The organism is Streptomyces sp. NPDC048481 (assembly GCF_043200075.1).
GTDB lineage: Bacteria > Actinomycetota > Actinomycetes > Streptomycetales > Streptomycetaceae > Streptomyces.
This window is the reverse complement of sequence record NZ_JBICXC010000011.1, coordinates 43,172-55,389: the sequence shown is the minus strand read 5'-3', so window position 1 is coordinate 55,389 and position 12,218 is coordinate 43,172. Positions and strand designations below refer to the sequence as shown.

The following is a 12,218-nucleotide window of genomic DNA, read 5'->3' as shown; positions in this document are numbered from 1 at the left end:
CCCTTGCGGCCGGTGACGGACGGCGGGAGTGCGGCTACCGTCCGTTCGTGAACAACCGCACTTTCCCGCAGCGGCCGGTGACACGTCGTCAGGGGCGTGCCGCATGAGCGACGACCAGGCAGTCGAGGCGCCCCCGGATCAGACGGCGGATGCTTCCGGACCGGCCGGCCGCACGGTCGCGCCCGCACCCCGCCGACGCGGGCCCGGCCTCTTCACCGTCGTGGTGCTGCCCGCGCTGCTCACCCTCTCCGCCGTGGCCGGCTTCCTCGCGCTGACCGGCGGGCTGCCCGTCGACGAGGACACGGCGGTACGCTCCCCGGACGACGCGGCCGGCGGCGTCGACGCGACCTACGGCCCCTGGCTGCGCAAATCCGCCGGGGCCTGCGCGGTCGTCACCCCGTCCTTCCTCGCCGCCCAGATCGACCAGCTCACCGGCTTCGGCGACGAGAGCGCCGCCTCCGGGGAACAGGGGATCGCCGCCTTCACCGCCGCCGCCTGGCGCACCTGGGGCAGGGACGACGACGGCAACGGGCGCTCCTCGCCGCACGACCCCGCCGACGCGATCATGGCGCTCGGCCGCCAGGACTGCTCCCTGGCCCGCAGGATCACCGAACTCAGGACCGACGGCAAGGTCAACGGCGACCTCGCGGACCTCACCCTGGCCGCCTACGCGGTCGGCGCGGACGCCGTGGCCGACGCGGGCAAGGTACCGGCCGCCGCCAGGACCTACCTCGACGAGGTGAAGTCACGGCTCGCGGGCTACGCGGACTTCGACCGGGAGGACCCGAGCGGCGGCGCCCCCGCCCCGGCGAACGCGATCCTCGCGGCGCCCACCACCACCCTCACCGTCACCTCGCCCTACGGCTCCCGCACCCACCCCCTCACCGGCGTCACCAAGCTCCACACCGGCGTGGACTTCGGCGCGCCCCGGGGCGCCCGGGCGTCCGCCGCCCGCGACGGCCGGGTGGTGTTCGCGGCCATGACCAAGGCGTACGGCAACCGCGTCGTCGTCGACCACGGACTCGTCGACGGCAAACGCCTGGAGACGACGTACAGCCACCTGTCCCGCCTCCAGGTCACGGCCGGGCAGACGGTGCGCACCGGCGCCCCGGTCGGGGAGGTCGGCTCCACCGGTCTGTCCACCGGCCCGCATCTGCACTTCGAGGTGATCTACGACGGGTACTACACCGACCCGCTGCCCTGGCTGACGCCGACCGCCTGACGACCGCGGGACGCGAGGGCCGCGGTGGCGCGAGGTGCGGCCATGAGCCCTGTATGCGCCCCCGTGCGTCTGGGCAGAATCCGTTCTGCCACTGATCACGCGGAGCGGACCCGGACGAGGTCCGCCCCCGAACTCCCAGGGAAGGCAGGTCGGTTGTCGTGCAGTTGCGTCTTCCCTCCTCGGTGTCCGAAGCACAGCGCTGTCTGGCCGAAGGGGCGGTGCCGATCGGCGGCGCCACGCTGGTGTGGGCCGGCTGGCAGCGCGACGGCTTCCCCGAGCAGGCCGTGTCGCTGCGCGACCTGCCCGAGGCCAACGCGTTCGGCCCCGAGGAACTCGGCGGGGCCGTGCCGCTGCACCGCGTCGACGCGACCGTGCCCGAGGTGCTCCACCGGGCGGCGTCCGGGGTGGGCACGGGCGCGGTGCGCCGAGCGGCCACGGTCGGCGGCAACATCGTCGGCAGCACCCTGCGCTGTCTGCTCCCCGCGGCCATCGTGCTCGACGCCCGCGCCACCGTCCTCACGGCCGACGGCGTGTACGAGACCGACCTGGCCGAACTCGTCGCGAAACGTCATGTGCTGCTCGCCCTGCGCTGGCGCACGCCCCTGGCCAGCGGCTACCGCAAACTCCCGGGCGAGGCGGGCGGCCCGCCGCCGCTCGTGGTGGCCGTGGCGGTGCACGCGGACGGCGGCGACGGCCCCGGCACGGTGCGCGTGGCCGTGCGCGACGGCTACGAGGTGCTCGGCGACAGCACGCCCTACCGGGCCGACGCCCGACACGTCCTGCGCGAACTGGAGGCCACGGCGGCCGCGTCCCTGCCGGCCCCGGCGCGGGACGCCCTGCGCCGCGAGGTCGTCGACGTGCTGGCCCGCGCCGCCGCCTGAGGCCTCCCGGCAGGGCGCCCGCACGCCCGGACGCGCGAGGTCACTGCCACGGGCGCGTGGCGCCGGTCCGTTCTCGCGCTCAGCGCTCCGCCCGTGCCGCGGCGAGCGCGACACGGGCGGAGACGGGTGAGCGGCAGGGCGCTACGGGGTCACGTCCGTGACCCTCCAGCGCTGGTTGGAGCCGGAGTTGGCCTGCCAGGTGGTGACGGCCGCGCCCTCGCCGGTCGCCTGGCCGCCGACCTCGAGGAGGCGTCCGGTCGCCGCGTTGATCAGCGTCCACGTGCCGTCACCGGTGGTCGACATGATCCACTCGGTGGCGGGGTCACGCCTGCCGGTGTCCGGCTCGACCACCGGCACGTCGTTGCGGACGGCGAGGCGCTTGCCCTCGGCCGGGTTGGCGAAAACGTAGCGCTGGCGGGCCCCCTTGTCGCCGTGCCGGGCGTCCAGCCGCCACTGCTGCGCCGTGCTGCCGTCGGCCGAACGAATCACCAGGCTCGTGCCGTTGGTGGCGACCGTGACCGCCTTGCCGCTCTGCACGCCGGTCAGCGTGTAGGAGTGGCCCTTGCTGAACAGGCCCGCGTTCTTCGCGACTCCCGAGACGCCCTTGACGGCGAAGGAGGTCACGGACTGCGCGGGGACGGTGTAGGTGGCCCTGCCGTCGACGACCTTGACCGGGGCCTGCTGCTTCAGCTTGCCGTCGGCGCTGGTCACGGTCGGCGTGACGGTCGCGTTGCGCTTGACGTCACGGAATCTGGACAGGTCGATGGTGACCGTGCGGGCCGCGGTGGTGGAGTTGACGTGGACGAGGGAGAGCCCCTTGCCGTCCTTGGTGACGGCCGCGGCGCTGGAGGTGTCGTCCACCTTGACGAGCTTGTCGCCGGGCTTGATGAAGTGGGTGAAGTTGCGGGCCGTGTCGAACTTGGTGTTCGTGAAGACCGGACACGACTTCAGGGTGTCGGACCTGGTGCAGCTGAACGGGAGCTGGATCTCGCCCCAGTTGCCGCCCTTGGCGGACTCGCCGCCCGGCTTCATGTTGTCGTAGTCCTCGACGGGCTGCCAGAACACCCAGGCCGAGGGCTCCAGTTCGCGCAGGTCGTTCACCATCTGCTGGGCCAGCCCGAGGCCCGGACGCATGTCGGTGAAGCTCTGCCCGTCACCCCAGTCGCCTTCGACCTCGCTCATCCACAGCGGCTTGTCGGCGGCCTTGGCGAGGTCGCGCACGGTGGTGCGCTGACCGGTGCCGTAGGTGTGGACGTTCATCTGGTCGACGAGGTCCTTGGAGCCCTGCGAGTAGGAGTTCCAGTTGGTCGCGAAGATGGACGGGTTGGTCTCGTCCATGGCCGATATCCCGGCCTTGACCTTCGCCTTCTTCAGCGCGGGCGCCAGCGCGGCGAGCACCTTCTGCTGGAGCGCGGGGCCGATGTGGGCGCCCTCCTGGCGGCCGCCGACCGGCACGCCGTTCGCGTCGAGGCGGGTGCCCCAGTAGCCGGTGTTGGGCTCGTTGAAGGGGTCGAGGGTGTCGACCTTGATGCCCTCGGCCTTCTCCAGCCGCTTCGTCGCACCCGCCAGATAGGCGGCGAAGTCGTCGACCGAGTCGGCCTTCAGCTGGTCGGTGTCGGCGTCGAAGCCGCCGGACACGTAACCGCTCTCCGTCATGAACCAGGGCGGGGAGTTGCTGAACGCCTCCCAGTGGGTGATGTCCTTCTTGATGCGGTTCACCCACCAGCGCTGGGTGGCGTCGGCCTTGGGGTTCCAGTCGGCCGGGTCGTCCGCGCTCCACCAGTCGGTGTCCTCGCGGGTGGTGCCCGCGGGCGCCTTCCACCAGCCCTGCACGGCGCCGCCGGCCCGCAGGTAGTCCTTGACGTCCGGAGCGTTGCCGCCGCCGATGTTGTAGCGGGCGATGTTCAGCGCCAGGCCGTCGTCACCGAAGAGCAGCGCGGCGAGCTTCTCGCGGACCGCCGGCGGGTAGTCGCCGGTCGCATTGGCGAACCAGACCAGACTGGTGCCCCAGCCCTCGAACTTGTCCTGCTGGTACGAGGGGTCCGGCGTCACCGTGACGGCGGCCTCGGCGTGCGCCTGCACGGGGACGCTCAAGAGCGCGGCCCCGGTGGCCAGTGCGGTGAGTGCGGCGGCCCCGAGGGTCCGTCTGCTGCGGGTGCGGCGTGCCATGGATGCTCCCAACTGCGGTGCGGTCGCTGTGGTGGGCCCCCTCCCGCCGTGCGGGCGGGTGGGGATGGCCCCCGGGCACGGGTCAGGCCGTGCCCGGGGAGTCGTGGGGGGGTGCGGACGGGGGACGTCAGACGGCCGGGCCGCGCAGTACGGCGACCTCCCGGGGGCCGAGGACGAGGGCGCCCTCCGCGTCGCGGGCGCCGAGCAGCACCTCGCCGTCGAGGCCGGGCACCGGCACCGTGTCGTCGGTCCGGTTGACCAGGAACAGGAACCGCTCCGAGGACCCGCGGCGGACGGTCAGCTCGACCCGTCCGCGGGCCTGCGCGGGAAGTTCGCTGGTGACACCGGCCGGGTCCAGCAGGCGCGGCAGCAGCGAGCGCAGCCCGTCGACGCCGAGCCGGGTCGAGACGTACGAGGCGGAGCCGTCGCCGGTGGGCCGGCGGGTGACCGCGGGCCGGCCGGCGTGCACCCCGTCGCGGTAGTGCGCCAGGACCTCCGTGTCGCCGTCGGCGAGGGTGATCCGGTCGGTCCACAGGCTGCCCGTGGTGGAGTCGTCCAGCTCCACGCCCTCCCCGGCGAGCAGCGGCCCGAACTCCTCGATGCGGATGCCGAGCAGGTCGCGCAGCGCACCGGGGTAGCCGCCGAGCCACACGTGGTCGTTCTCGTCGACGATCCCGGAGAAGTACGTGGTGACCAGGTGGCCGCCCTGCTCGACGTAGCGGGTGAGGTCCTTGGCCAGCTCGGCCGGCACCATGTGCAGGACGGGCGCGACGAGGACCCGGTGGCGGGAGAGGTCGGCGCCGGTGGTCACGAGGTCGGCGCGCACGCCCAGGGCGAGGAGCGCCGAGTACCAGTCGAGCGCCTCCTGCCGGTAGTCGAGCAGGGCGGTGGGGTGGGAGTCCTGCTCGCTCGCCCACCACGACTCCCAGTCGTAGAGGATGCCGACGGCGGCCGCCTCGCGCTCCGAACCGGCCACTGGAGCCAGGGACTTGAGGGTGGCGCCGAGACCGGCGACCGCGCGGAACAGGTCGCTGTCCGCGCCGGCGTGCGGGACCATCGCCGAGTGGTACTTCTCGGCGCCGGCCGCTGACTGCCGCCACTGGAAGAAGCAGACCGCGTCGGCGCCGTGCGCCACGTGCAGCAGCGAGTCGCGGGCGAGGTCGCCGGGGCGCTTCGCCACGTTCACGGGCTGCCAGTTGACGGCGCTGGTGGAGTGCTCCATGAGGAACCAGGGCTTGCCGCGGGCGATGCCGCTGACCAGGTTGGCGGAGAAGGACAGCTCGTCGCGGTCCTGCGGGCCGGGGTGCACGTAGTGGTCGTTGGAGACGAAGTCGATCTCGCCCGCCCAGTCGGGGTAGTTCATGCCCTTCGTGCCGCCCATCACCATGAAGTTGGTGGTGACCGGGACGCCGGGCGTGATCTCCCGCAGGATCTCGCGCTCCGCGACGAGGTGGTCCTTCAGCGCGTCCGAGGAGAACCGCTTGAAGTCCAGCTGCTGGGTGGGGTTGGGGTGGGAGGCGGCCAGCCGCGGCGGCAGGATCTGCTCCCAGTCGCTGTAGCGCTGCGACCAGAAGGCCGTGCCCCAGGCGTGGTTGAGGGCGTCGAGCGTGCCGTAGCGGGCGTGCAGCCAGACGCGGAAGGCGCGGGCCGCGTCGTCGGAGTGGTCGTAGACGTTGTGGCAGCCCAGCTCGTTGGAGACGTGCCAGGCGACCAGCGCCGGGTGGTCCTTGTAGCGGCCGGCGATCTCGCGGACCAGGCGCAGGGCGTGCTCGCGGAAGACGGGCGAGGTGGGCCGCCAGTGCTGGCGGGCGCCCGGCCAGAGGGTCTCGCCGTTGGCCGTGACCGGCAGGATCTCCGGGTGGGCGGTGGTGAGCCACGGCGGCGGGGAGGCGGTGGCGGTGGCCAGGTCGACGCCTATCCCGCCCGCGTGGAGCAGGTCCATGACCTCGTCGAGCCAGCCGAAGTCCCAGGTGTCCGGGCCCGGCTGGATGCGGGCCCAGGAGAAGATCCCCACGGAGACGACGGTGACGCCGGCCTCCCGCATCAGCCGGACGTCCTCCTCCCACACGTCCCGGGGCCACTGCTCGGGGTTGTAGTCGGCGCCGTAGGCCAGACGCGGGGCGGGGTCACCGTCCGCCCCGCGCAGCATGCGGGACTGGAGGGTGGAGATCATGGCGGTCCTTCCGAAGGTGGTGCACGGGGGCGGCGCGGCCCGGGAGCCGCGCCGCCCGGCGTTTCACTGCGTGGGGATCTCCGGCTGCCGGTCCGTGGGGACCGGTGGCCGAAGGGTTCACTTCTCGATCGTGAAGCCCTGCTCCTGGCCGTACTTGACCGAGGCGTCCTGCCAGGCCTTCAGACCGTCCGCCAGCTTGGTGCCGGAGACGTAGGCCTTGCCGACCGTGTCGTTGAAGATCGAGTTGGCGTACGGCTGGAACGGCAGGTACGACCAGTCGCTCGCCACGTTGGCGGCGGACTCGGCGAAGATCTTGTTGGCTTCCTGGCCGCCGAAGTAGTCGAACTTCTTGCCCTGGAACGCGGGGGACTCCAGCTCCGCCTTGGTGGCGGGGAAGGCGCCCTCGCTGACGCGGGTGGCCACACCGGCGCCGGAGTTGGCGTACTCGGTGAAGGCGTAGGCGAGTTCCTTGTTCTTGGCCAGCGCCGGGACGGCCAGCGAGCTGCCGCCGTTCTCCGCGCTCGCCTTGTCGCCCTTGGTCCAGGCCGGCATCGCCGCCGCGCGCCACTGGCCCTTGGCGTTCGGGACGCCGGTGGCGAAGTTGGCGGGCATCCAGGCGCCGGTGGGCAGGGTCGCGATGGTGCCGTCGCCCAGGCCCTTGTACCAGTCGTCGGTCCAGCCGTTGACCGGGGCGACCAGCTTCTCGCTGATCAGCTGCTGCCAGACCGTCTCGTACTTCTTGGCGCCCGCGTCGTCGAAGTTGACGTCGAGCTTGGTGCCGTCGACCTTGTAGGGGCGCGAACCGGCCTGCCACAGCAGGGAGGTGGTGAGGCCCGCGTCACCGAGGTCGCTGGTGATGTAGGCCTTCGGGTCGGCCTTGTGGAGCTTGCGGGCCGCGTCCAGGTACTCGTCCCAGGTGGTCGGGACGGCGATCTTGTACTTGTCGAAGACCGTCTTGTTGTAGAAGAGCGCCATCGGGCCCGAGTCCATCGGCAGGCCGTAGACCTTGGCGCCGTCGCTGACCGCGTTCCACGGGCCCGGCGTGTACTTGGAGGCGAGCTTGGAGGCGCCGTACGGGGCCAGGTCGGTCAGGCCCTTGGTGAGGGAGTACTGGCCGAGCGCGAAGTACTCGACCTGGGCGACGTCCGGGACGCCCTTGCCGGCCGAGATGGCGTTGGACAGCGCGGTGTAGTGCTTGTCGCCGGAGCGCTCGCTGACCAGGTTGACCTTGACCTTGGGGTACTTCTTCTGGAAGTCGGCGGCCACCGTCTTCAGCGTGGGCTCCCACGCCCAGACCGTGATGTCGCCGCCCTTGTCCAGTGCGGCCTGGAGGTCACCGGCGGAGACGGCCTTGGTGTCGGAGTCGTCGTCCGAGCCGCCGCAGGCGGTCACGCCCAGGGCCAGGGTGGAGACGAGGGCGATGCCGCGCAGGATGCGGCTCGTTGTTCTGCGCATGGGGCTTCCACTTCTGCGTGGGTGGGACAGGTGAGGGTGGGGGTGATGCGGATGGTGCGGTGGTGCGGTGGTGCTCACATGTGGGGCTTGGCGGCCGCCGTCCGTGTCACTCCTTGACGCTTCCGGCGGCGAGGCCGGACTGCCAGTACTTCTGGAGGAACAGGAACGCGGCGATGAGAGGGACGATCGTGAGCAGGGAGCCGGTGATCACCAGGTTGAAGATCACGTCACCGCCGATGGTCTGCGCCTGCGAGCTCCAGGCGCTCAGACCCAGCGTCAGCGGGTACCAGTCCGGGTCCTTCAGCATGATCAGCGGGAGGAAGTAGTTGTTCCAGGTGGCGACCGTGGTGAACAGCAGCACGGTCACGATGCCGGGGGCCAGCAGGGGCAGGGCGACCCGGAAGAAGGTCCGCACCTCGCCCGCCCCGTCCATGCGGGCCGCCTCCAGCAGCTCGGTCGGGATCGCCTCGGCCGCGAAGACCCACATGAGGTAGAGGCCGAACGGCGACACCAGCGACGGGATGACGACCGCCCAGGGGGTGTCGGTCAGGCCCATCTTGCTGAACATCAGGAAGGTGGGCACGGCCAGCGCGGTGGCCGGCACGGCGACCGCGCCGATCACCACCGCGAAGATCGCGCGCTTGCCGGGGAACTGGAACTTCGCCAGCGCGTAGCCGCCGAGCACGGCCAGCAGGGTCGCGCCGCCCGCGCCGAGCACCACGTACAGCAGGGTGTTCAGCAGCCAGCGTCCGAAGATGCCGTCGTGGTAGGTGAAGGTGTCCCGGATGTTGTCCCACAGCGCGAAGTCGTGGGCGAACCACAGGCCGTTGGAGTCGGCGAGGCCCGACTGGGTCTTCGTGGAGTTGATGACCAGCCAGATCAGCGGCACCACGGTGTAGAGGACCATCAGGCCCATCAGCACCGTCAGCAGCACGTTGCGCTTCGGCTTGCCCGGCGTGTGCTTCCCGCGAGGAGTGCGCAGCCGGGGGGCGGCGCTCTTCGCGGGGGAGGCGGTGACAGAGGTGCTCATCGGGTCACGCTCCCTTGCGCATGCCGCGCAGCTGGACGGCGTAGGCGACGACCATCGTGATGACGCCCATGATGATGGCCACCGTCGCGGAGTAGTTGTGCTGCTGGCCGTTGAAGGACAGCGAGTACGTGTAGTAGTTGGGCGTGAAGTCGGTGGTGATCGAGTTGAGCGCCAGCGGACGCAGGATGCTCGGCTCGTTGAAGAGCTGGAAGCTGCCGATGATCGAGAAGATCGTCGCGATCACGAGCGCGCCGCGGATCGCGGGCAGCTTGATCGCGGTGATGATCCGCCACTGGCCGGCGCCGTCGATCTCCGCCGCCTCGTACAGCGAGGTCGGCACGACGCGCAGCGCCGAGTAGAAGATCAGCATGTTGTAGCCGACGAACTCCCAGGTCACGATGTTGCCGATGGAGGCGAGCACCCAGTCGGGGGAGAGCAGGTCGGGCAGGGTGACGCCGAACGCGGAGTTGATGTCGCCCACCAGGCCGTACTTGGTGCCGTACATGAAGCCCCACATGAGGGTGGCGACCACGGCGGGCACGGCGTACGGCAGGAAGATCGTGATCCGGAAGAAGCTCTTGCCGTAGAGGCGGCCGCTGTCCAGCGCGAGCGCCACCAGCAGGGCGATGCCCAGCATGATCGGCACCTGGATGACCAGGAAGAGCGCCACCCGCCCGACGGCCGACCAGAACGCGTCGTCCTGGAGGGCCCGCGTGTAGTTGTCCAGGCCGACGAACTGGTTGCCGCCGATGAGCTGGTCGCGGAAGAGGCTCAGGTAGACCGAGTAGGCGATCGGAGCCAGGAAGACCAGCGCGAAGACCACCACGAAGGGGCCGATGAAACCCCATCCCGTCCAGGAGCGGCGGTCCCGTTTCGCCGGAGGCGGAGCCGGCCGCGGCTCGGCGGCCACCGGCGGTTGCAGCGTCGTCATGTCGTTCCTCGCTCGTCCAGGACTGGAGCCGGCGGTGTGGCGCGGAGATTTTCCGACGCCCTGCCGCCACCATGATGTTTACGTAAACATCAGCCACGCAAGAGGTCGGGCAAGCTGTTATGTTTACGTAAACATCTGATGGCGGCATGTCTACACTGCCCCGATAACGATGGTCAAGGGTCGTCTGGGGGAACCGTGGCACCTGCGCCGACAGAGAGGTGGGGACACCGAGTGGACATGGCTCGAAGAACACCGGCCGACGTGCCGAGACGCGCCCGGGCCACCGCCTCCATGGCCGACGTCGCCCGCCTCGCCGGCGTGTCGTCGCAGACCGTCTCGCGCGTGTCCAACGGTTACGCCGGCGTGAACGAGGAGACCCGGCAGCAGGTCCTCGCCGCCATGGCCGAACTCGGCTACCGGCCCAACAGCGCCGCCCGCGCCCTCAAGCGCGGCGAGTTCCGCACCATCGGCGTCATCACGTTCACGCTCTCCACCACCGGCAACGTGCGCACGCTGGAGGCGATCGCCACCTCGGCGGCCGAGGAGGGCTACGCGGTCACCCTGCTCCCGGTCGCCGTGCCCACCACCGACGAGGTGCGCGGCGCGTTCTCCCGGCTCGAGGAACTGGCCGTCGACGCGGTCGTCGTGATCATGGAAGTGCACCTGCTGGACGCGGCGACCGTCAAACTGCCGCCGCACGTGCAGGTCGTGGTGGTCGACTCCGACGCCGGCGACCACTACACAGTCGTCGACACCGACCAGGCGGGCGGCACCCGCACCGCCGTCCAGCATCTCCTCGACCTCGGACACGAGACCGTGTGGCATCTCGGCGGACCCGAGGGCTCGTTCGCCGCCCAGCGCCGCGCGGACGCCTGGCGCGCCGCCCTCACCGAGGCGGGCCGCACACCTCCGCCGCTGGTCCGGGGCGACTGGTCGGCGGAGTCCGGCTACCGGGCCGGCCTCGAACTCGCGGCCCGCGAGGAGTGCACCGCCGTCTTCGCCGCCAACGACCAGATGGCCCTCGGCCTGCTGCGCGCCCTGCACGAACGCGGCCGCCGGGTGCCCGAGGACGTCAGCGTCATCGGCTTCGACGACATCCCCGAGGCGAGCTCCTTCCTGCCCCCGCTCACCACTCTGCACCAGGACTTCGCCCAGGTCGGCCGCCTGTGCGTGCAGGCCGTGCTGCGCAAGATGCGCCCGGACGGCTCCGAGCGCGGCAGCACGACACTGGTGCCCACGCGCCTGGTCCTGCGAGACAGCACGGCCCCGCCACCGGCGGCGGCCGGACGGTAGCGGTTGCACGAGGCCTGCGGAGCGTGGGCTGAGGTCGGGACGCCCGACGGCCGATGGCTGAGGTCTGACGCCTGCGCCGCCCGACGTCTGGGCCTGACGTCTGCTCCGGCCGCGGCCGACGGCTGCGGGTCGCCGCCTGCTGCGGCTGGGCGGGACGGGCGCGTTCCGGTGCGTCCGGGTGCGCTCGACTGCGGATGGCTGCGGGGATCCGCGCTGTGCGCGATGGCACGGGGAGGCGCGCCACGGTGCCTGGGGTGGGTTCGGGGCGGGCCCTCGCACCGTTCGGGGGCTGGGTGGCGCTACGGCCGGGGTAGGCGTGCACGGGGCTCGCGGCATGGACCCGGCCGGTAGGCCCGGTGGGGGAGGGCTAGTCCGTGTGCTCGCCGACGGCGCGGGCTGCGGTGCGCCAGGCCGTGGTGACGGCGAGGCGGGCGGCCGTCGTGCCGCGCTCCGTCTCCGCGGGCAGGCGCAGCGGCGCGCCCAGGTGGACGTGGCAGCGGGGCCGCCGTACGGGCGCGGTGAGCGTGCCGGCCAGCTGTTTGGCGGCGGACCCCGAGGCGATCCGGCGGGCGCCCGCATGGCCCACCGGCACGACCAGGGATCCGGTGGCCTGCGCCAGCCGGGCCAGTCCCGTGCGGAAGGGCTCGGGCGCCGAGATCCCCGCGTCCTTGCGGCGCGGGAGCCCGCCCTCGCCGTAGAGCAGCACGTGCCGGCCCCCGGCCAGCGCCTCGGCGGCGGCGTCGAGGGCGAGCGCCGCGTGCGCCGAGCGGCGGTGGACGGGGATGTGCCCCGCGCGCGTGAGCGCCCTGCCGAGCAGGGGGACGCGCCACAGCCCGGCGGTCGCCATGACCACCGGCTCCAGCTCGAACCGCCGCAGGGCGGTCATGACCACGGCGGGGTCGGCCATCGAGTCGTGGTTGGCCACGAATATGGTCCCCGCGGGAAGACGCAGCTTGATCTCGCTGGTGACGGTGAGCCGCCCGAAGAGCGGCGTCAGGGCGTAGACGGCACGGCTGAACACGAGGGGCCTCCGGGCTGGGCGGTCGGGGCCCCAGTCTCCCGGC

At 71.9% G+C, this 12,218-nt stretch carries 9 protein-coding genes; 3 read left to right on the top strand and 6 right to left on the bottom strand.

Annotated elements, in window-relative coordinates; all coding sequences use genetic code 11:
* Nucleotides 1-103 precede the first annotated feature (103 nt).
* Both ACGFSH_RS27900 and ACGFSH_RS27895 read left to right on the top strand, forming a co-directional pair.
* Nucleotides 104-1,222: a M23 family metallopeptidase gene (locus tag ACGFSH_RS27900; protein WP_393353357.1), complete on the top strand. Its 1,119-nt coding sequence runs from the start codon at nt 104-106 to the stop codon at nt 1,220-1,222.
* Nucleotides 1,223-1,380: 158 nt separating this feature from the next.
* Nucleotides 1,381-2,103, top strand: a complete 723-nt coding sequence (locus ACGFSH_RS27895; RefSeq protein ID WP_393353356.1) for an FAD binding domain-containing protein — start codon at nt 1,381-1,383, stop codon at nt 2,101-2,103.
* A 141-nt stretch (nt 2,104-2,244) separates the two neighbouring features.
* On the opposite strand, the gene ACGFSH_RS27890 is transcribed toward ACGFSH_RS27895, so the two are convergent.
* The 5 genes from ACGFSH_RS27890 to ACGFSH_RS27870 all read right to left on the bottom strand — a co-directional run bounded on the left by ACGFSH_RS27890 (nt 2,245) and on the right by ACGFSH_RS27870 (nt 9,861).
* Entirely contained in the window at nt 2,245-4,272 is a 2,028-nt protein-coding gene (locus ACGFSH_RS27890; protein ID WP_393353355.1) for an RICIN domain-containing protein, read from the bottom strand.
* 127 nt (nt 4,273-4,399) lie between these two features.
* On the bottom strand, nt 4,400-6,445 hold the full coding sequence (locus tag ACGFSH_RS27885) for a beta-galactosidase (RefSeq protein ID WP_393353354.1): 2,046 nt from the start codon (nt 6,443-6,445) through the stop codon (nt 4,400-4,402).
* Between the two features lie 117 nt (nt 6,446-6,562).
* On the bottom strand, nt 6,563-7,900 hold the full coding sequence (locus ACGFSH_RS27880; RefSeq protein ID WP_393353352.1) for an ABC transporter substrate-binding protein: 1,338 nt from the start codon (nt 7,898-7,900) through the stop codon (nt 6,563-6,565).
* Nucleotides 7,901-8,006: 106 nt separating this feature from the next.
* Nucleotides 8,007-8,930, bottom strand: a complete 924-nt coding sequence (locus tag ACGFSH_RS27875) for a carbohydrate ABC transporter permease (protein WP_393353351.1) — start codon at nt 8,928-8,930, stop codon at nt 8,007-8,009.
* Nucleotides 8,931-8,934: 4 nt separating this feature from the next.
* A complete protein-coding gene (locus ACGFSH_RS27870) occupies nt 8,935-9,861 on the bottom strand; it encodes a carbohydrate ABC transporter permease (protein WP_393353350.1) in 927 nt (308 codons plus the stop codon).
* A gap of 237 nt (nt 9,862-10,098) precedes the next feature.
* On the opposite strand from ACGFSH_RS27870, the gene ACGFSH_RS27865 reads away from it, so the two are divergent.
* Nucleotides 10,099-11,154, top strand: a complete 1,056-nt coding sequence (locus ACGFSH_RS27865; RefSeq protein ID WP_393353349.1) for a LacI family DNA-binding transcriptional regulator — start codon at nt 10,099-10,101, stop codon at nt 11,152-11,154.
* Nucleotides 11,155-11,521: 367 nt separating this feature from the next.
* Here ACGFSH_RS27865 and ACGFSH_RS27860 read toward each other — a convergent pair whose 3' ends face one another.
* A complete protein-coding gene (locus ACGFSH_RS27860; RefSeq protein ID WP_393353348.1) occupies nt 11,522-12,175 on the bottom strand; it encodes a lysophospholipid acyltransferase family protein in 654 nt (217 codons plus the stop codon).
* Between the last annotated feature and the right edge of the window lie 43 nt (nt 12,176-12,218).